The sequence below is a fragment of the Frigoribacterium sp. CFBP 8751 genome, from assembly GCF_014841545.1.
GTDB lineage: Bacteria > Actinomycetota > Actinomycetes > Actinomycetales > Microbacteriaceae > Frigoribacterium.
Genome location: NZ_JACYUB010000002.1, coordinates 311,066 through 330,141 on the forward strand (window position 1 = coordinate 311,066; position 19,076 = coordinate 330,141).

The following is a 19,076-nucleotide window of genomic DNA, read 5'->3' on the forward strand; positions in this document are numbered from 1 at the left end:
CGTGATCGTAGTCCTGACAACGTTCGCCGTGGCGGCCGTCGTCGTGGCCTGCGTCGGAGGGCGACTCGGTCGATCGCTCTTCCTCTGGGCGTCCGTCGTGCCCTTCGTCGCCTTCGTCTTCACGGCGTTCCAGGGGCCCGCGGTGCTGTCGGGTGAGGTTCCCACCGAGGCCGTGCCCTGGATCCCGCAACTCGCCATCTCGCTCACGCTGCGCATGGACGTGCTCGCCTGGGTGCTCGCGCTGGTCGTGACCGGCGTCGGCGGCCTCGTGCTCGTCTACTGCGCCCGGTACTTCGAGCGCGACGAGGCCGGTCGAGCTCGGTTCGCGGCCGTGCTCGTGGCCTTCGCGGGGGCCATGTACGGCCTCGTGACGAGCGACGACGTCTTCGTCCTGTTCGTCTTCTGGGAGGCCACGAGCGTCTTCTCGTACCTGCTCATCGGGCACTACACGGCGAAGCAGGCGAGCCGCGGTGCCGCGTTGCAGGCCCTCATCGTCACGACCGCGGGCGGGCTGGCGATGCTCGTCGGCCTCGTGATCCTCGCCGTCCAGGGCGGCACCAGTTCGCTGTCGCAGCTCGTCGAGCAGCCGCCCACCGGCACGGTGGTCACGGTGGCCGTCGTACTCGTGCTCGTCGGGGCCCTCTCGAAGTCGGCACTGGTGCCGTTCCACTTCTGGCTGCCGGCCGCCATGGCCGCACCGACGCCGGTCAGTGCTTACCTCCACGCCGCGGCGATGGTCAAGGCGGGCATCTACCTCGTCGCCCGGCTCGCGCCCGGCTACCACGACCAGCCCGGCTGGCAAGAGATCATCGTCACCGTCGGGGTCGTCACGATGGTCCTGGGCGGCTACCGCGCCCTCCGCCAGCACGACCTGAAACTCGTCCTGGCCTACGGCACGGTGAGCCAGCTGGGCTTCCTGACGATCGTGGTCGGTTTCGGCACCCGCGACGCGGCCCTCGCCGGGCTCGCCCTGCTGGTCGCCCATGCCCTGTTCAAGTCGACGCTCTTCCTCGTGGTGGGGGTCATCGACCACCGGGCGGGCACGCGAGACCTCCGCAAACTGTGCGGGCTGGGTCGCCAGGCGCCCGTCCTCCTCGTGGTGACCATCCTCGCCCTCGCGTCCATGGCCGGCGTGCCGCCCACCTTCGGCTTCGTCGCGAAGGAGGCCGTCCTGACGGCACTCTACGACGACGCCGTGACCGGCTCGGCCTGGGGCGTGATCGCGCTGGTGGGTGTGGTCGTCGGGTCGATCCTGACCACCGCGTACAGCCTGCGTTTCCTCTGGGGGGCCTTCGGGCGCAAGAAGGGCGTCGAACCGGTCGACTTCGTCCGCGAGCACGTGGACTTCCTCGCGTCGCCGATCGTCCTGGCCGTCGCCGGTGTGGTCCTCGGTCTGGTCTCGTACCAGGTCGGCCCGGTGTTCGCGCGCTACGCCGACACGCTCCCCGCCTCACCGGGCGAGCACGAGCCGTACTACCTGGCGCTGTGGCACGGAGTCGAGCCCGCGCTCGGTTTCACCGCGATCTCGCTCGTCGTCGGCGGCCTGCTGTTCTGGCAGCGTGACCGGGTGTCGCAGGTGCAGAAGGCCGTCTCGTTCCTGCCCCGCGCCTCCGAGGGGTACGTGCGCATCATGGCGACCATCGACCGCACGGCGTCACGGACGACCGCGACGACGCAGCGCGGCTCGCTGCCGTTCTACCTCGCGACCATCCTCGTCGTGTTCATCGCCTCGTCGGCGGTGACGCTGGCGCTCAACAGCGACTGGCCGACCACCGCCGTGCTCTGGGACTACCCCGCGCAGCTCGCCATCGGCGGGTTGATGATCATCGGCGCCATCGCGTCGGCGCTGTCGAACAAGAGGTTCCAGGCCGTGGTCCTCGTCGGCGTGACCGGCTACGGCATGGCCGCGCTCTTCGCCCTGCACGGGGCCCCCGACCTGGCCTTGACGCAAGCCCTGATCGAGACCATCACCCTCATCGCGTTCGTCCTCGTGCTGCGTCGGCTGCCGGCTCGCCTGGGCGAGCGGAACGGGCGCACCCACCGCGCGATCCGGGCCGTCATCGGCGTCTCGGTCGGCTCCGTCATGGCCGCCATCGCCGTCGTCGCCCTCGGGGCGCGTTCGATCCCCACCATCTCCGGCGCCTTCCCCGATCTCGCCGTCGACGGTGGCCACGGCCGAAACGTCGTCAACGTGACGCTCGTCGACATCCGCGGGTGGGACACCATGGGCGAGATCGCCGTCCTCATCGTCGCTGCCACGGGCGTGGCGAGCCTCGTCTTCCTGACCTCCCGCGCCGACGTCCTGCCCCGGCCCGAGCGGCGCACGCGCGCGCAGCGCTTCCTGGCACGGGTGCGACCCGTGCGCGAGCCGGCCCCGGTCGTGCCCGCCGGCGGGGCGACGGCACAGATCGGCGACAGCACCGAGGGCGACCGGCGCGCCTGGCTGTTGGCCGGGCGCAAACTCGCTCCGCAGAACCGGTCCATCTTGCTCGAGGTCGTCGTCCGGCTGATCTTCCACGCCATCATCGTCGTCTCGATCTACCTGCTCTTCGCCGGTCACAACCTGCCCGGTGGCGGCTTCGCCGGCGGTCTGGTCGCGGGCTTCGCCTTCGTGGCGAGGTACCTCGCCGGCGGGCGGTACGAACTCGGCGCAGCCGCACCCCTCGACGCCGGCAAGCTCTTGGGCGCCGGTCTGCTCACGGTCGCCGCGACGGCACTCGTCCCGCTCTTCTTCGGCGTCGACGCCCTCACGTCGACCTGGTTCGAGGCCGAGGTGCCGCTGCTCGGCCACGTCGAGTTCGTCACGTCGACGTTCTTCGACGTCGGCGTCTACCTCGTGGTCGTCGGACTGGTCCTCGACGTGCTCCGCAGTCTCGGAGCCGAGGTCGACCGTCAAGAAGAAGAGGACGCGTTCGGCCACCCGAGCGAGGTGTCCGAACCCGAAGAGGAGCCGCTCCCCGTGTCCGTCGCCGGTACGTCCCCGACCGAGCGGGGGCGCGCATGAGCGTCTCCCTCGTCCTGATCGTCGTCATGGCCGCGCTCTACGCCTGCGGCGTCTACCTGCTGCTCGAGCGCAGCATGACCCGGGTGCTGCTGGGCTTCCTGCTCGTCGGCAACGCCACGAACATCCTCATCCTGCTCATGTCCGGGCGACGCGGCGCGGCTCCCGTGGTCGACGGACAGGCCGATCCGGCCGACTTCGCCGACCCGCTGCCGCAGGCCTTCGTGCTGACGGCCATCGTCATCACCTTCGGCATCTCGGCCTTCATGCTCGCGCTGATCTACCGGTCGTGGCGACTCGCCCAGGGCGACACCCTCGCGGACGACGCCGAAGACCTCGAGATCGGACGTCGAGGCGTCCCGGCCGAAGAAGAGTCCGAGCAGGGCGACGGCGACGACGAGGCCGGTGGTGACAGCGAGTTCGGCAGCCGGGCCGAAGCGGCCGTCCCGGCCGACGATCGGCGGGCGAGCGACGACCGTCTGCCCCACGGCGACCGGCCCCACCACGACGAGAAAGGGCACCGAGCATGACCACCAGCTACCTCGTGCCGCTCGTCGTCCTGATCCCGCTGCTCGGTGCGGCGGCGGCACTGATCCTGGGTCGGCGGCCCCGGCTGCAGGCCGTCGTCTCGATCGTCGCCCTGGCCCTCGTCGTCGTGATCAGCCTCGTGCTGCTCGTCGTCGTGGACACGCAAGGAGCGATCGCCGTGCAGGTGGGCGGTTGGCAGGCGCCGTTCGGCATCACGCTCGTCGTCGACCGTCTCGCCGCGCTCATGCTCAGCATCTCGTCGATCGTCCTGCTGGCGGTGTTCGTGTTCTCGGTCGGGCAGGGCCAGGCCGACGGTGACGGCGAGGCCCCGGTCTCGATCTACAACCCGACCTACCTCATCCTCGCCACGGGCGTCTTCAACGCCTTCATCGCGGGTGACCTCTTCAACCTCTACGTGGGCTTCGAGATCCTCCTGGTGGCCAGCTACGTGCTGATCACCCTCGGCGGCACCGAGCAGCGCATCCGGGCCGGCGTGGTCTACATCGTCGTCAGCCTGGTCTCGTCCGTGCTGTTCCTCGCGTCCATCGCGATGATCTACGGCGCGCTCGGCACGGTCAACATCGCCGACATCGCCCAGAAGATGGACACCATCCCGCCCGACGTGCAGACGATCATCCACGTCATGCTGCTGACGGCGTTCGGCATCAAGGCCGCCATCTTCCCGCTGTCGTTCTGGCTGCCGGACTCGTACCCGACCGCTCCGGCCCCCGTGACCGCCGTGTTCGCCGGGTTGCTGACGAAGGTGGGCGTGTACGCCATCATCCGCACCGAGACGGTGTTGTTCGTCGAGAGCAACGTCAACGTCTATCTGTTGATCATCGCGTTGCTGACGATGATCGTGGGCATCCTCGGAGCGGTGGCCCAGGCCGACATCAAGCGACTGCTCTCGTTCACGCTGGTCAGCCACATCGGCTACATGATCTTCGGGATCGCCCTCGGCACCGTCGAGGGTCTGGCGGCGACCATCTACTACGTCGTGCACCACATCACGGTGCAGACCACGCTCTTCCTCGGGGCGGGGTTGATCGAACGGCGAGGCGGCACGGCGTCGATCACCCGGCTGGGCGGTCTGCTCAAGGCGGCGCCGATCGTGGCCGTCCTCTTCTTCATCCCGGCGCTGAACCTGGGCGGCATCCCGCCGTTCTCGGGTTTCATCGGCAAGGTGGCGCTCTTCGAGGCCGGCGCCCGGCTCGACGATCCGCTCGTGTACGTCCTCATCGGAGCCGGGGCGCTCACGTCCCTCCTCACGCTCTACGCCCTCATGCGTGCCTGGAACCTCGCGTTCTGGCGTCCCAAGGCCGACGTGGACGACCACGAGTCGCCCTTCACCGAGCATCTCGAAGAGGCCCCGGGGCGGGTGGCCGTCCAACAGCGTCGCACCAACCCCCGCACCATGGTGGGCGCGACCGCGGGCATGGTGCTCGTCTCGCTCGCCCTCACCTTCGCCGCCGGCCCGCTCTACGGCGTCGCCGAACGGGCGGCCGGTCGGGTGTACGGGTCGAACGACTACGTGCAGACGGTCTTCCCGGGCGGCCGAGGCGAGACGACGTCCGACCCGTCGTCGCCCGAGCCCGAACCGGCCTCGGACTCCGCCGACGAGGGGAGCACCCCGTGACCGGTCGTCCCACGCGCGGCGAGGTCGGCCGCAGCCTCGCCCGTCAGCTTCCCCTGCTCGTCGGGCTGGTCGTCCTCTGGATGGCCTTGTGGAACCAGTTCACCGTCCTGGCCTTCGTCACCGGCGTGGCCGTGGCTCTGCTCGTGACCCGGGTGTTCTTCCTGCCGCCGGTCGAACTGAGCGGCCGGTTCAACCTCTGGTACGCCGTGGTCTTCCTGGCGCACTTCGTGGTCGACCTGGTGCGCGCCTCCGTCATCGTCGCCTGGCAGGCCGTGCGTCCTCGTGGGGTGACCTCGAACGCCATCGTCGCCGTCCAGCTGCACACGAGGTCGGACTTCATCATGACCCTGGTCGCCGAGGCGATCTCGCTCGTTCCCGGGTCGCTCGTGGTCGAGGCCGACCGCGAACGGTCGATCCTCTACCTGCACGCCCTCGCCGTCGAGGACGTCGCCGGCGTCGAGGACGTCCGTGACGGCGTCCTGGTCGTCGAGGCCCGCCTCGTCCGGGTGCTCGGCAGCGACGACGACCGACGTCGCATCGCCGACGGAACCCCGGCCGCCGCCGAGGTCCACGAACCGATCAGCCCGTCCTCGTCCCACGAAGGAGGTCCCTCGTGACCGTCGTCGCCTACGTCGTCGGTGCGCTGTTCGCGTTCGCCGGGCTCGCGTCGGTCATCCGCATCGTGCGGGGGCCGTCGATCCTCGACCGCATGATCGCGTCCGACATGCTGCTGACCACCCTGATCTGCGTCCTCGCCGCCGACATGGTGTTCAACGGCCACACGCGGACCATCCCGGTCATCCTCGGCCTGGCGCTGACGGCAGTCCTCGGTTCGATCACGGTCGCGCGGTACGTCTCGAAGCAGGACCCGTCGTGATCCCCGAGATGGTCTACGAGGTCGCCGCCTCCGTCATGTTGATCGGTGGGGCGCTGCTGTCGGTCGCGGCAGGCATCGGGCTCCTGCGGTTCCCCGACGCCCTGTCGCGCATGCACGCCGCGACCAAGCCACAGATCTTCGGCCTCATCCTCGTGCTGGCGGCGATCGCGCTCGACCAGCACACCGTCGGCACGATCGCGTCCCTGCTCGTCGTCCTCGTCTTCCAGATGCTCACCGCCCCCATCTCGGCGCACATGATCGGGCGGGCGGGGTACCGCAACGGCGACCTGTTGCGGGACCAGTTGGTCGTCGACGAACTCGACGACGCCGTGGCCCGGGCCGCCGGCGAGATCGCCGAGACCACCGAGGGCGACGTCGCCGATCTCGACGTGTCCGACCTGCCCGTCGGGTCGGCCGACGCCCTCGCCGTCGAGATGGACCGGGTGGGCGACTCCTCAGGGCTCGACGACAGTGAGGGCGACGACGAGGCCCGCGACCACGAGGGCCGGCGCACCCGCTCACGCGACGCCGCGGCGGGGGAGCCGGGCGAGCTCTGAGGCCTCCGGCCACGATGGACGGCACGGGCCCGGTCACGGCCTAAACTCGACCCATGCCAGAGAAGCCCACCCCGGACGGGATCGACATCAAACCCCGCAGCCGCGTCGTCACCGACGGCGTCGAGGCCACCACGTCGCGAGGCATGCTCCGTGCCGTCGGCATGGGCGACGAAGACTGGAGCAAGCCCCAGATCGGCATCGCCAGCAGCTGGAACGAGATCACCCCCTGCAACCTGTCGCTCGACCGACTGGCCCAGGGCGCCAAAGAGGGCGTCCACGCGGGCGGTGGTTACCCGCTGCAGTTCGGCACGGTCTCGGTGTCGGACGGCATCTCGATGGGCCACGAGGGCATGCACTTCTCGCTCGTCTCGCGCGAGGTGATCGCCGACAGCGTCGAGGTCGTCATGAACGCCGAACGTCTCGACGGGTCGGTGTTGCTCGCCGGCTGCGACAAGTCGCTGCCGGGCATGCTCATGGCCGCGGCCCGCCTCGACCTCGCCAGCGTCTTCCTCTACGCCGGCAGTGTCGCCCCCGGCTGGGTCAAGCTCAGCGACGGCACCGAGAAGAACGTCACGATCATCGACTCGTTCGAGGCGGTCGGTGCCTACAAGGCCGGCAACATGAGCGACGACGACCTCAAGGCGATCGAGTGCGCCATCGTTCCGGGCGAGGGTGCCTGCGGCGGCATGTACACCGCCAACACCATGGCCAGCGTCGCCGAGGCCCTCGGCATGAGCCTCCCCGGTTCCGCGGCCCCGCCGTCGGCCGACCGCCGCCGCGACTACTTCGCCCACCGTTCGGGCGAGGCCGTCGTCGAGATGCTCCGCCTGGGCATCACGACGCGCGACATCCTCACGAAGAAGGCTTTCGAGAACGCCATCGCCGTGGCGATGGCCTTCGGCGGCTCGACCAACGTCGTGTTGCACCTGCTCGCCATCGCGTACGAGGCCGAGGTCGACCTCACCATCGACGACTTCAACCGCATCGGTGACAAGGTGCCGCACATCGGCGACCTGAAGCCCTTCGGCAAGTACGTCATGAACGACGTCGACCGCATGGGCGGCGTGCCCGTCGTCATGAAGGCCTTGCTCGACGCGGGCCTGCTGCACGGTGACTGCCTGACCGTCACGGGCAAGACCGTGGCCGAGAACCTCGAGTCGATCAAGCCGAAGCCGCTCGACGGCGAGGTGCTGCGGACGCTCGACAACCCGATTCACGCGACCGGCGGTCTCACGGTCCTCAGCGGCTCGATGGCTCCCGAGGGGGCCGTCGTCAAGACGGCCGGCTTCGACGCCTCGGTCTTCGAGGGGCCTGCGAAGGTCTTCGAACGCGAGCGTGGCGCGATGGACGCCCTCACCGAGGGGCGCATCGAGGCCGGCGACGTGGTCGTGATCCGCTACGAGGGCCCCAAGGGCGGCCCAGGCATGCGCGAGATGCTCGCCATCACCGCAGCCATCAAGGGCGCTGGGCTCGGCAAAGATGTACTACTCTTGACGGACGGACGATTCTCAGGCGGCACAACCGGCCTGTGCATCGGCCACATAGCACCCGAAGCGGTCGACTCCGGTCCGATCGCCTTCGTGCGCGATGGTGACTTGATTCGGGTCGACATCGCCGCTCGCTCGATCGACCTACTCGTCGACGCCGCAGAGCTGGACGCCCGCCGAGACGGCTGGGCACCGCTTCCTCCGCGCTACACCCGCGGTGTCCTCGCGAAGTACGCACGCCAGGTCCGTTCCGCGGCCGAAGGCGCCGTCACCTACTGACGCCTCCCGCCCCCGGGCCGAGCCGACCTGTCGTCGCACCCACGTGCCCGGCGGTGTCCCGTACCGTCACCATCGATCATCGACCACGAACAGGGAACCGGCACTGATGCCTGCAGAGTCCACCCCCACGCCCGGCACCGCGACACGGACGGCCCGGCCGAGCGCTGGCGCGTCCGTCGGGGCGCCCCCCGCGCCTCCCGTGCTGACCGGATCGGGTGCCATCCTCAAGTCGCTCGAGCACCTCGGCGTGACCGACGTCTTCGGGTTGCCCGGCGGCGCCATCATCCCCTTCTACGACGAGTTGATGGCCTCGACCGCGATCCGGCACATCCTGGTCCGCCACGAGCAGGGTGCCGGCCACGCCGCCGAGGGCTACGCCGCCGCGTCCGGCCGCGTCGGCGTCGCGATCGCGACGTCCGGCCCCGGTGCGACCAACCTCGTCACGGCCATCGCGGACGCCTACATGGACAGCATGCCGCTGCTGGCCATCACCGGGCAGGTCTTCTCGACCCTCATGGGTACGGATGCCTTCCAGGAGGCCGACATCGTCGGCATCACGATGCCGATCACGAAGCACTCGTTCTTGGTGACCAAGCCCGAGGACATCCCGGCGACGCTCGCCGCGGCGTACCAGATCGCGAGCACGGGCCGTCCCGGCCCCGTGCTCGTCGACATCACGAAGGACGCGCAGCAGAACAGCGCCCCCTTCATCTGGCCGCCCGTCGTCGACCTGCCGGGCTACCGGCCGGTCACGAGGGCACACGGCAAGCAGATCACCGCTGCGGCCCAGATGATCGCCGATGCGAAGAAGCCGGTCTTCTACGTCGGCGGCGGCGTGATCCGCGCCGAGGCATCGGCCGAGCTCAGAGCCCTCGTCGAGTTGACCGGGGCTCCCGTCGTCACCACGCTGATGGCCCGCGGCGCGTTCCCCGACACCCACCCGCAGCACCTCGGCATGCCCGGCATGCACGGCACCGTCCCGGCCGTGCTCGGCCTGCAAGAGAGCGACCTCATCATCGCCCTCGGCGCGCGGTTCGACGACCGGGTGACGGGCAAGGCCGAACTGTTCGCGCCCGATGCGAAGGTCGTGCACGTCGACATCGACCCGGCCGAGATCTCGAAGATCCGCATCGCCGACGTCCCGATCGTGGGTGACGCCAAGATCGTCATCCCCGACCTCACGAGCGCCTTCGCCGAGGTCACGGGCGGCGTCAAGCCCGACATCGCCGCCTGGTGGGAGCACCTCGACGGGCTGCGCGAGCAGTTCCCGCTCGGCTACACCCAGCCCGACGACGGCCTGCTCTCGCCGCAGGCCATCATCCAGCGCATCGGTCAGCTCTCCGGCCCCGAGGCGATCTACGCCTCCGGCGTCGGCCAGCACCAGATGTGGGCGGCCCAGTTCATCGAGTACGAGCGACCGCACGCCTGGCTCAACTCGGGAGGCGCGGGCACCATGGGCTATTCGGTCCCGGCCGCCATGGGGGCCAAGGTCGCCCAGCCCGACCGGGTGGTGTGGGCGATCGACGGCGACGGTTGCTTCCAGATGACCAACCAAGAGCTGGCGACCTGCGTCATCAACGACATCCCGATCAAGGTCGCGATCATCAACAACTCGTCGCTCGGCATGGTGCGGCAGTGGCAGACGCTCTTCTACGAGGGGCGCCACTCGTTCACCGACCTCAACACCGGTCACGAGACGCGGATGGTGCCGGACTTCGTCAAGCTCGCCGATGCCTACGGCGCCCTCGGCATCCGGGTCCGCACCGAGGACGAGGTCGACGCGGCCATCGAGCTCGCCCTCGCGACGAACGACCGACCGGTCGTCATCGACTTCGTCGTCAGCCGCGACGCGATGGTCTGGCCGATGGTGCCGCAAGGGGTCTCGAACTCCGAGATCCAACACGCCCGTGCCCTCGCTCCCGAGTGGGACGACGAGGCGCCCGGCACGAGCGCCTCCGACACCACCCGTGACGGCGACATGACCGGAGAACACGCATGAGCCACGTCCTGTCCCTGCTCGTCGAAGACAAGCCGGGTCTGCTGACCCGGGTGGCCGGCCTCTTCGCCCGCCGCGGGTTCAACATCGAGAGCCTCGCCGTCGGCAAGAGCGAGGTCGAGGGCCTGAGCCGCATCACGGTCGTCGTCGACGTCGAAGAACTGCCGCTCGAACAGGTCACCAAGCAGCTGAACAAGCTGATCAACGTGATCAAGATCGTCGAGCTCGACTACTCGCAGTCCGTGCAGCGCGAGCACCTGTTGATCAAGGTGCGCGTCGACAACACGACCCGCTCACAGGTGCTCGAGGCCGTCACCCTCTTCCGCGCCTCGGTCGTGGACGTGTCGACCGACGCCCTCGTCATCGAGGTCACGGGCGACACGGGCAAGACGACCGCGCTGCTCCGGGTGCTCGAGCCCTACGGCATCAAGGAGATCTCGCAGTCCGGCCTGCTGGCCATCGGCCGCGGTGCGAAGTCGATCACCGACCGCGTCTTCAAGAACTGAACCCGCGAGGGGTCGCGCACCGCACCTCCTCGCCCTCACGCCCCACCGTCACCACCCAAGGAGAACCACACCGTGACTGAAATCGTCTACGACAACGACGCCGACCTGTCGATCATCCAGGGCAAGAAGGTCGCCGTCATCGGCTACGGCTCGCAGGGCCACGCCCACGCGCTGAACCTCCGCGACTCCGGCGTCGAGGTCGTCGTCGGGCTGAAGGAGGGCTCGAAGAGCCGCGCCAAGGCCGAGGAGGCCGGCTTCACCGTGCAGACGCCCGCCGAGGCCTCGGCCTGGGGCGACGTCATCGTCATCCTCGCTCCCGACCAGGTGCAGCGCCACGTGTACGCCGACGACATCGCCCCCAACCTCGCCGACGGCAAGGCCCTCGTCTTCGGACACGGCTTCAACATCCGCTTCGGCTACATCGAGGCGCCCGAGGGCGTCGACGTCGTCCTCGTCGCCCCCAAGGGCCCCGGACACACCGTCCGTCGCGAGTTCGAGGCGGGCCGCGGCGTCCCCGTGATCGTCGCCGTCGAGAAGGACGCCTCGGGTTCGGCCTGGGACCTCGCCTGGTCGTACTCCAAGGGCATCGGTGGCCTGCGTGCCGGCGGCATCAAGACGACCTTCACCGAAGAGACCGAGACCGACCTCTTCGGCGAGCAGGCCGTGCTCTGCGGCGGCACCTCACAGCTGATCCAGTACGGGTTCGAGACCCTGACCGAGGCCGGTTACCAGCCGCAGATCGCCTACTTCGAGGTGCTCCACGAGCTGAAGCTGATCGTCGACCTGATCTGGGAGGGCGGCCTGGCCAAGCAGCGTTGGAGCGTCTCCGACACGGCCGAGTACGGCGACTACGTCTCGGGCCCCCGCGTCATCACCCCCGACGTCAAGGACAACATGAAGGCCGTCCTCGCCGACATCCAGTCGGGTGCCTTCGCGAAGCGCTTCATCGACGACCAGGACGCCGGCGCCCCCGAGTTCCAGCAGCTGCGCAAGAAGGGCGAGGAGCACCCGATCGAGGCCACCGGCCAAGAGCTGCGTGCCCTGTTCGCCTGGAAGCAGCAGGACTCCGACTACGTCGACGGCAGCGCTGCGCGCTGACCCGACATCGTCACTGAACCACCCGAGAGGGCCCCGCACCACCCGGTGCGGGTCCCTCTCGCCGTCCGTCGGCCAGGTGACGTCGTGGCATGATCTAAGGCATGGCTCAGAGCAAGAAAGCAGTGCACTTCGGCGCCGGCAACATCGGCCGCGGCTTCGTCGCCCAGTTCCTCCACGCGAGCGGCTACGAGGTCGTCTTCGCCGACGTGAACGACGACCTGATCGGGGCGCTGCAGTCGCAGTCGTCGTTCGAGGTCCACGAGGTCGGTGAAGACAGCCGCACGACGGTGGTCGACGGCTACCGAGCGATCAACAGCCGCACCGACGAGGCGGCCCTCGTCGCCGAGATCGCGACCGCTGACGTCGTGACCACCGCGGTCGGCGCCCGCATCCTGCCGTTCGTGGCACCGGTCATCGCCAAGGGGCTGGCCCAGCGGTCCGCCGACCTGGCGCCGCTCTCCGTCATCGCGTGCGAGAACGCCATCAACGCGACCGACTCGCTCGCGGCCGCCGTGCGTGAGCACGACCCTGCCGAGAACGCCGTCTTCGCGAACTGCGCCATCGACCGCATCGTGCCCGAGCAGGCCGGTGGCACGCTCGACGTCACCATCGAGTCGTTCTTCGAGTGGGTCGTCGAGAGCACGCCGTTCGGCGAGCACCGCCCCGACATCGAGGGCGTCACCTGGGTCGCCGACCTCGAGCCCTTCATCGAGCGCAAGCTCTTCACGGTCAACACCGCCCACGCCGCGGCCGCCTACCACGGGTTCCGCAAGGGGCTCGCGAGCATCCGCGAGGCCCTCGACGACGCCGAGGTCATGGCCGAGGTCCGCGGCGTCCTCGCCGAGACCAAGGGACTGCTCGTGGCCAAGCACGAGCTCGACGCCGCCGAGCAGCAGGCCTACATCGAGAAGAACCTGGTCCGCATCGCCAACCCGCATCTTCCCGACACCACCGAACGCGTCGGCCGCAATCCGCTCCGCAAGCTCAGCCGCCACGAGCGGTTCGTCGGACCGGCGGCGCAGGCCGCCGAGCGCGGGCTGCCCTACGACGCCCTCGTGCGCGCCGTGCGTGCCGCTCTCGACTTCTCGGTGCCCGACGACGTCGAGAGCGTCGAGCTGCAGTCGCTGCTGACCTCGGGCCTCGGGGCCGACGAGCTCACGCGCACGCTGACGGGCGTCCAGGACGACCACCCGCTGTTCCCCGCGTTGCTCGCGGCGGTCTCGTCCAAGCTCACCGCATGACGCCAGCCGAGCCGCAGGCGCCGGCCGGTGGCGACCCCGACGACGCCCTGACCTGGGGCGACGAGGCCGACAGCAGTCACGTCGAAGGGCCCACGCCGACGGGTCGTCCGCGTCGCGGCAGGCGGTCCGACTCCACCGACGACGAGCTCGGCGTCGACCTCGACGACGAGTCGGGCGACGCGGACGCCGAGGACGACGTCGACGACGGCCCGGCCGTGATGAGCTCGGCGTCGCTGGTCGTGCACGGCGTGCTCGGTGGCGTGTTCCTCCTCTGGGCCGCGGGCTGGATCGTCGCCGTGGGCGACTTCACCAACCCGTTCACCGACGCGATCTCGTCGCTCATGTGGAACCTCGGCGAGTTGTTCGCCGTGGCGGCTCCGATCGCGTGGTTCGTGGCGGTCATCGTGCTCGTCCCCGTCGACCGCACCGGGCGCCGTCTCGCCTGGATGGCCCTCGGGGCGCTTCTCGTGGCCCCCTGGCCCCTCGTGATCGGAGGCTCCGCATGAGCGACCACGAGCACGACGCCGTCTCGGTGACGGCCGGTGACGCGAGCGAACCGGGCCGCGCCTCCTTCTTCTTCTACCTCGCGGTGGCGATCGTCTTCGCCGTCTTCTTCGCCTTCGACCTGTTCGAGGCGATCTCCAACCTCGTTCTCGTGCCGCAGGTCTTCACGCAGAACAACGACTTCTACCGTGAGAACGGCCTCGACGGCCTCGTGGTGTCGCCGCCTTGGGTGCCGCTGATCGTCGGGGTCGTCGTGCCGCCCCTGGCGTTCGTGGCCGCGATCGTGGTGGGTCGCCGTCGCGAACTGTGGAAGTTCACGCTCGCGCTGTTCGCGGCCCTCGGTCTCGTGGCTGCCGTCTCGCTGACCCTCACGACGTACGTCACGACCGTCTGAGCGAGCCGAGGAGGCGCGGGTCGGGTCCTCGACGCCGCCCGTCGGGTCCAGCGTCATCCGGGCGTAACGATCCGCGCGAGTCGATAGAGTCGTCACCAGCCGCGCCCACGGCGCGTCGCGGCTCCTCACCGAACACCACCCAGAGAAGGACGTCCGCCCCGTGGCCAAGCCCGTCGTGTTGATCGCAGAAGAACTGTCACCCGCCACCGTCGACGCCCTCGGGCCCGACTTCGACGTGCGATCGGTGGACGGCACCGACCGCCCCGCCTTGCTGGCCGCCCTGGCCGACGCCGACGCGATCCTGGTGCGATCGGCGACGCAGGTCGACGCCGAGGCCATCGCCGCCGCTCCGTCGCTCAAGGTCGTCGCGCGCGCCGGTGTCGGGCTCGACAACGTCGACATCAAGGCGGCCACCACGGCCGGGGTCATGGTCGTCAACGCTCCGACGTCGAACATCATCTCGGCCGCCGAGCTCACGGTCGGCCACATCCTGAGCCTTGCGCGCCACATCCCGGCCGCGCACTCCGCCCTGGCACAGGGGCAGTGGAAACGGTCGAAGTACACCGGCGTCGAGCTGTACGAGAAGACGGTCGGCATCGTCGGCCTCGGGCGCATCGGCGCCCTGATCACGGCGCGCCTGCAGGCCTTCGGCGTGAACGTCGTGGCCTACGACCCCTACGTCACGCCGGCCCGCGCCCAGCAGCTCGGGGTCACGCTCCTGTCGCTCGACGAGCTGCTGGCCACGAGCGACTTCGTGACCATCCACATGCCCAAGACCCCCGAGACCACCGGCATGATCGGCCTCGAGCAGATGAAGGCCATGAAGAAGTCGGCATTCGTCGTCAACGTCGCCCGCGGCGGCCTCATCGACGAGGACGGCCTGTACGAGGCCCTCACCACCGGCGAGATCGCCGGCGCCGGGCTCGACGTGTTCGTGAAGGAACCCCCGGTCGACCAGAAGCTCCTGGGTCTCGAGAACGTCGTGGTGACCCCCCACCTCGGTGCCTCCACGGACGAGGCGCAAGAGAAAGCCGGCGTCTCGGTGGCCCGATCGGTACGGCTCGCGCTCGGCGGCGAGCTCGTGCCCGACGCGGTCAACGTCGCCGGTGGCGTCATCGACCCCTACGTGCGTCCCGGCATCCCCCTGGTGGAGAAGATCGGTCAGGTGTTCTCGGGCCTCGCCGACAGCCCGTTGACGAGCGTCGACGTCGAGGTGCGCGGCGACCTGGTCGAGTACGACGTCAGCGTGCTGAAGCTGGCGGCCCTCAAGGGCATCTTCACGAACATCGTCAGCGAGTCGGTGAGCTACGTGAACGCCCCGTTGCTGGCCGAGCAGCGCGGGATCACCGTGCGTCTGCTCACCGACCCGACCAGCGACGAGTACCGCAACGTCATCACCCTGCGCGGCTCGCTCAGCGACGGTTCGCAGATCTCGGTCTCGGGCACCCTCACCGGGACGAAGCAGGTCGAGAAGATCGTCGAGATCAACGGCTACGACGTCGAGGTCCCCATCGCGGCCCACCACCTCGTCATGGTGTACACCGACCGCCCCGGCATCGTCGCGGTCTACGGTCGCGAGTTCGGCGACGCCGGCATCAACATCGCCGGCATGCAGATCGCCCGACAGAGTGCCGGCGGTCAGGCCCTCAGCGTCCTGACCATCGACAGCCCGGCCCCCGACGAGCTGGTCGAGAAGGTGCGCGTCGCCATCGACGCGAAGACGCTGCGCGAGATCGACGTCACGCTGTAGTCGTCACGGCGCCCGACGACGAACCGCCCCTCATCCGGTCAGACCGGAGAGGGGCGGTTCGTCGTCGGGGGACCTACAGGTCGAGTGACTCGTGGGCCTCGAGCTTCACCGCGTCACCACCGACCGATTGCGCGGAGGCCTTCATGCGGTCGAAGTGCATGGCGAGTCCGGGCGCGGAGAGGGTCTGCTCGTGGGTCGGGAACGCCAGTCGGGGCTTGACCGCCGCGACGTAGTCGATGACCTCGGACACCTTGAGCCACGGTGCTCCGACGGGGGTCGCGAGGACGTCCACCGGCACCGGCGGCACCGTGAACTGGTCGCCCGGGTAGAACAGCGAGCCGTCGACGAGCACGCCGACGTTGTCGATGACCGGGATGCTCTCGTGGATGACCGCGTGGCGCGAGCCGTGGAACGCGAGCGTGAAGGGGCCGACCTCGACGGTGTCGCCGTCGGCGACGACGTGCACGTCGAAGCCCTCGGCGGCCGTGGCCACGCCCGACGGACCGTAGACGGTCGCGTCGGGGTTCGTGGCGAGCAGGTGGGTCAGCTGGTCGGGGGTCCAGTGGTCGGCGTGCTCGTGGGTGACCACGACGGCGTCGACGTCGTGCAGGTCGACGAGGGGGGCCGTGAACGACCCGGGGTCGACGACGAGCTTGCGCCCGTCCTTCTCGAGGATCAGGCAGGCATGTTCGAGCTTCGTGAGGCGCATGAGAGCGACTGTACGCGTGTCGGGTGGCTCGATCTCGACGCGCCGGTGCCTCGATTTGTGACGGGCTCGCGGGGTGTGGCATACTCGACGAGTTGCAAATACGGCCCCATCGTATAGCGGCCTAGTACGTCGCCCTCTCACGGCGGTAACACGGGTTCGAATCCCGTTGGGGTCACCACCAGCACCGACAAGAAACCGCCAGGCTCTCGCCTGGCGGTTTTCTCGTTTCCGGGACGGCACGGCACGGCACGGAGCGGAACGGCACGACCCGAGACAGAACGAGACCGCCGGGCTCGCGCCGGGCGGTCTCGTTTCGTGCCTGCTGGCTCAGCCCTTCGTGGCACCTGCCAGCAGGCCGCGGACGAAGAACCGCTGCAGGGCGAAGAACACGATCAGCGGCACGATGATCGAGATGAACGCTCCGGCCGTCAGCAGCTCCCACGACTGGCCGTACGACCCCGAGAGGTCCTGCAGGGCCTTCGTGATCGGCAATCCCTGCCCGGACGTGAAGACGGTGGCCACGAGCAGGTCGTTCCAGACCCACAAGAACTGGAAGATGCCGAACGAGGCGATCGCGGGCATCGACAGTGGCAGCACGATGCGGAAGAACACCTGTCCGTGACCGGCTCCGTCCATGCGGGCGGCCTCGATCACCTCGGCCGGGATCTCCGAGATGAAGTTGTGCAGCATGAAGATCGCCAGCGGCAGCGCGAAGATCGTGTGCGCGATCCAGACCTTCGCGAACGAACCGTCGAGGCCGTTCACGCCGAGCCCCGGCAGGATGTACAGGCCACCGATGCGCAGGCCGTCCGAGAACAGTCGAAGCAGCGGCACGAGAGCCATCTGGATCGGGACGATCTGCAGGGCGAACACCAGCACGAACATGGTGTTGCGTCCCTTGAAGTCGATCCAGGCGAACGCGTACGCCGCGAGGCTCGCGATCGTGATCGGGATCAGAGCGGCGGGCAGCGTGATGACCAGCGAGTTCAGGAACGCCTTGCCCAGCGTGAGGCTGTCACCCGAGTTCAGGGCGTTCACGTAGTTGTCGAGCGTGAACCCCGGGTTGGCGAAGACGGTCCACCATCCGGTGGTCTTGATGTCGTTCGCGGGCCGGAACGACGAGATGAAGAGGCCGGCCGTGGGCAGGGTCCAGATCACGGCGATGATCAGCGCGGCGATGGTGGCGCCGCGGCTGGTCGTGCCCTTCTTCAGCTTGCCGCTCGAGGTCTCGATCTTCGCGATTCCTCGCTTGAGCTGTCTCTCGGTGCCCGAGCCGACGGCGACCCCGACGGGGGTGGGTGTGGCAGTCATCGGATCTCCCTCTGCTTCTGGATCTGACGGGCGTTGTAGATCACGATCGGCAGCACCAGCACGAACAGGATGACGGCCAGTGCCGAGCTGTAGCCCGTGCGGCTGCCGAGCTGGAACTGCCGGACCATCTCGAACGCGAGGATGGTCGTGTCGTTGCGGCCCCCGGTCATGGCCGAGACGATGTCGTAGACCTTGAGGGACGCGATCGAGATGGTGGTGAGCACCACGATGATGGTCGTGCGGATGCCGGGGACGGTGATGTGCCGGAATGCCTGGAACCCGTTGGTGCCGTCGAGTGACGCTGCCTCGAGCTGCTCGGCGGGGACGCCCTTGATGGCGGCCGACAGCACCGTCATGGCGAACCCGGCCTGCGTCCAGATCAGCACGATCACGAGCAGGAGCGTGTTCCACGGCTCGAGCCCCAGCCAGTCCACGGGCTGGCCACCGAAGGCCACGAGGACACCGTTGAGCAGACCGATCTGCTCGCCCTGGCGGATGTCGTAGAAGAACTTGAAGATGATCGAGGCGCCCACGAACGAGATGGCCATCGGCATGAACACGAGCAACTTGAGGAACTTCTCGCCGCGGCTCTTGTCGATGAAGACGGCGTAGGCCAGACCGATCGCGGTCGCCGTGATCGGTGCCAGCAGCACCCAGACGAGCGTGTTGCCGAAGGCGGTGAGGCCGTCGGGGCTCGTGAACACCCAGACGAAGTTGTCGAGACCGGCGAAGCCGGAGCCGTCGTTCTTCATGAAGGCCTGGCCGGCGGTCGTGATGGTCGGGTAGATCAGCCCGATCAGGAGGAAGAACACGGCCGGGGTCATGAAGGCGATCAGCTGCAGCGAGTACCCGGCTCCGCGTTTCGAGCGGTAGTCGAGCAGGAACAGACCGCCGCCGAGGACGGCGGCGACGGCGGCGACCCAGATGACCGAGTTGTAGAGGCCGAACGCCAGCAGCACGACGACCGGGACGACCACGCAGACGGCCAGTCGGATGATCGTGTACTGCAGGCCTCGGCGGGGGGCGAACTCGACGAAGACGAGCACCACGGCCACGAGGGCGGTGAAGGCGACGAGGATCAGGGGGATCTGCGCCAGGGGCGGGATTCCCGCCAGCCACTGGAAGAAACTGGACATCTCTGTCCTTTCACGTTCGGGTCCGAGCAGGACGCGGCCGGACGCCGTCGCCCGGGGCGGCGAGCG

At 69.0% G+C, this 19,076-nt stretch carries 17 protein-coding genes and 1 tRNA gene; 15 read left to right on the plus strand and 3 right to left on the minus strand.

The annotated features are described in order from the left end of the window. Position 1: 1 nt before the first annotated feature. The 14 genes from IFT88_RS07285 to serA all read left to right on the plus strand — a co-directional run bounded on the left by IFT88_RS07285 (position 2) and on the right by serA (position 15,854). The gene (locus IFT88_RS07285) at positions 2–3,004 is read left to right on the plus strand and encodes a Na+/H+ antiporter subunit A (protein ID WP_192119763.1); all 3,003 of its coding nucleotides are present in this window, start codon (positions 2–4) and stop codon (positions 3,002–3,004) included. After that, complete coding sequence (locus IFT88_RS07290) at positions 3,001–3,531, plus strand: Na(+)/H(+) antiporter subunit C (protein WP_043593985.1); 531 nt, start codon at positions 3,001–3,003, stop codon at positions 3,529–3,531. Before IFT88_RS07285 ends, IFT88_RS07290 begins: the two co-directional genes overlap by 4 nt. Further along, the gene (locus tag IFT88_RS07295) at positions 3,528–5,165 is read left to right on the plus strand and encodes a Na+/H+ antiporter subunit D (RefSeq protein ID WP_192119765.1); all 1,638 of its coding nucleotides are present in this window, start codon (positions 3,528–3,530) and stop codon (positions 5,163–5,165) included. The genes IFT88_RS07290 and IFT88_RS07295 overlap by 4 nt, the downstream gene beginning before the upstream one ends. Further along, positions 5,162–5,782 (plus strand): Na+/H+ antiporter subunit E, encoded by a 621-nt coding sequence (locus IFT88_RS07300; protein ID WP_043593984.1) that lies wholly within the window; start codon positions 5,162–5,164, stop codon positions 5,780–5,782. Before IFT88_RS07295 ends, IFT88_RS07300 begins: the two co-directional genes overlap by 4 nt. After that, on the plus strand, positions 5,779–6,042 hold the full coding sequence (locus tag IFT88_RS07305) for a monovalent cation/H+ antiporter complex subunit F (RefSeq protein ID WP_043593982.1): 264 nt from the start codon (positions 5,779–5,781) through the stop codon (positions 6,040–6,042). Before IFT88_RS07300 ends, IFT88_RS07305 begins: the two co-directional genes overlap by 4 nt. After that, complete coding sequence (gene mnhG / locus IFT88_RS07310; protein ID WP_231567047.1) at positions 6,039–6,599, plus strand: monovalent cation/H(+) antiporter subunit G; 561 nt, start codon at positions 6,039–6,041, stop codon at positions 6,597–6,599. Before IFT88_RS07305 ends, mnhG begins: the two co-directional genes overlap by 4 nt. Before the next feature lie 53 nt (positions 6,600–6,652). After that, positions 6,653–8,365: a dihydroxy-acid dehydratase gene (gene ilvD / locus IFT88_RS07315; RefSeq protein WP_056225753.1), complete on the plus strand. Its 1,713-nt coding sequence runs from the start codon at positions 6,653–6,655 to the stop codon at positions 8,363–8,365. A 106-nt stretch (positions 8,366–8,471) separates the two neighbouring features. Continuing rightward, complete coding sequence (locus IFT88_RS07320) at positions 8,472–10,364, plus strand: acetolactate synthase large subunit (protein WP_082059859.1); 1,893 nt, start codon at positions 8,472–8,474, stop codon at positions 10,362–10,364. After that, entirely contained in the window at positions 10,361–10,867 is a 507-nt protein-coding gene (gene ilvN, locus IFT88_RS07325; protein WP_043593980.1) for an acetolactate synthase small subunit, read from the plus strand. The genes IFT88_RS07320 and ilvN overlap by 4 nt, the downstream gene beginning before the upstream one ends. Positions 10,868–10,939: 72 nt before the next feature. Beyond that, positions 10,940–11,965 (plus strand): ketol-acid reductoisomerase, encoded by a 1,026-nt coding sequence (gene ilvC, locus IFT88_RS07330; protein ID WP_054145650.1) that lies wholly within the window; start codon positions 10,940–10,942, stop codon positions 11,963–11,965. A gap of 101 nt (positions 11,966–12,066) precedes the next feature. Further along, positions 12,067–13,206, plus strand: a complete 1,140-nt coding sequence (locus tag IFT88_RS07335; RefSeq protein WP_192119767.1) for a mannitol-1-phosphate 5-dehydrogenase — start codon at positions 12,067–12,069, stop codon at positions 13,204–13,206. After that, on the plus strand, positions 13,203–13,712 hold the full coding sequence (locus tag IFT88_RS07340) for a hypothetical protein (protein ID WP_192119769.1): 510 nt from the start codon (positions 13,203–13,205) through the stop codon (positions 13,710–13,712). The genes IFT88_RS07335 and IFT88_RS07340 overlap by 4 nt, the downstream gene beginning before the upstream one ends. Next, the gene (locus tag IFT88_RS07345) at positions 13,709–14,104 is read left to right on the plus strand and encodes a hypothetical protein (RefSeq protein WP_043593972.1); all 396 of its coding nucleotides are present in this window, start codon (positions 13,709–13,711) and stop codon (positions 14,102–14,104) included. The genes IFT88_RS07340 and IFT88_RS07345 overlap by 4 nt, the downstream gene beginning before the upstream one ends. Positions 14,105–14,264: 160 nt before the next feature. Then, positions 14,265–15,854: a phosphoglycerate dehydrogenase gene (gene serA, locus IFT88_RS07350; RefSeq protein ID WP_043593971.1), complete on the plus strand. Its 1,590-nt coding sequence runs from the start codon at positions 14,265–14,267 to the stop codon at positions 15,852–15,854. A 73-nt stretch (positions 15,855–15,927) separates the two neighbouring features. Here the strand turns inward: serA and IFT88_RS07355 are convergent, their stop codons facing one another. Continuing rightward, complete coding sequence (locus IFT88_RS07355; protein WP_043593970.1) at positions 15,928–16,563, minus strand: MBL fold metallo-hydrolase; 636 nt, start codon at positions 16,561–16,563, stop codon at positions 15,928–15,930. 102 nt (positions 16,564–16,665) lie between these two features. Between IFT88_RS07355 and IFT88_RS07360 the strand changes: the two genes are divergently transcribed. Beyond that, positions 16,666–16,741 (plus strand) — tRNA-Glu (locus tag IFT88_RS07360). A 149-nt stretch (positions 16,742–16,890) separates the two neighbouring features. On the opposite strand, the gene IFT88_RS07365 is transcribed toward IFT88_RS07360, so the two are convergent. Together IFT88_RS07365 and IFT88_RS07370 are read right to left on the minus strand one after the other, a co-directional pair. Beyond that, entirely contained in the window at positions 16,891–17,874 is a 984-nt protein-coding gene (locus IFT88_RS07365) for a carbohydrate ABC transporter permease (RefSeq protein ID WP_043593968.1), read from the minus strand. Next, positions 17,871–19,010 carry a carbohydrate ABC transporter permease gene (locus IFT88_RS07370; RefSeq protein WP_043593966.1) on the minus strand — a complete coding sequence of 380 codons (1,140 nt, stop codon included), beginning with the start codon at positions 19,008–19,010 and terminating at the stop codon, positions 17,871–17,873. Before IFT88_RS07370 ends, IFT88_RS07365 begins: the two co-directional genes overlap by 4 nt. Positions 19,011–19,076: the final 66 nt, after the last annotated feature.

What these genes read in the sequence shown, in the direction of transcription:
- IFT88_RS07290 (WP_043593985.1), top strand. Translation starts at nt 3,001, where the DNA reads ATGAGCGTCTCCCTCGTCCTGATCGTCGTCATGGCCGCGCTCTACGCC.
- IFT88_RS07295 (WP_192119765.1), top strand. Translation starts at nt 3,528, where the DNA reads ATGACCACCAGCTACCTCGTGCCGCTCGTCGTCCTGATCCCGCTGCTC.
- ilvD (WP_056225753.1), top strand. Translation starts at nt 6,653, where the DNA reads ATGCCAGAGAAGCCCACCCCGGACGGGATCGACATCAAACCCCGCAGC.
- IFT88_RS07320 (WP_082059859.1), top strand. Translation starts at nt 8,472, where the DNA reads ATGCCTGCAGAGTCCACCCCCACGCCCGGCACCGCGACACGGACGGCC.
- ilvN (WP_043593980.1), top strand. Translation starts at nt 10,361, where the DNA reads ATGAGCCACGTCCTGTCCCTGCTCGTCGAAGACAAGCCGGGTCTGCTG.
- IFT88_RS07335 (WP_192119767.1), top strand. Translation starts at nt 12,067, where the DNA reads ATGGCTCAGAGCAAGAAAGCAGTGCACTTCGGCGCCGGCAACATCGGC.
- IFT88_RS07340 (WP_192119769.1), top strand. Translation starts at nt 13,203, where the DNA reads ATGACGCCAGCCGAGCCGCAGGCGCCGGCCGGTGGCGACCCCGACGAC.
- IFT88_RS07345 (WP_043593972.1), top strand. Translation starts at nt 13,709, where the DNA reads ATGAGCGACCACGAGCACGACGCCGTCTCGGTGACGGCCGGTGACGCG.
- IFT88_RS07355 (WP_043593970.1), bottom strand. Translation starts at nt 16,563, where the DNA reads ATGCGCCTCACGAAGCTCGAACATGCCTGCCTGATCCTCGAGAAGGAC.
- IFT88_RS07365 (WP_043593968.1), bottom strand. Translation starts at nt 17,874, where the DNA reads ATGACTGCCACACCCACCCCCGTCGGGGTCGCCGTCGGCTCGGGCACC.
- IFT88_RS07370 (WP_043593966.1), bottom strand. Translation starts at nt 19,010, where the DNA reads ATGTCCAGTTTCTTCCAGTGGCTGGCGGGAATCCCGCCCCTGGCGCAG.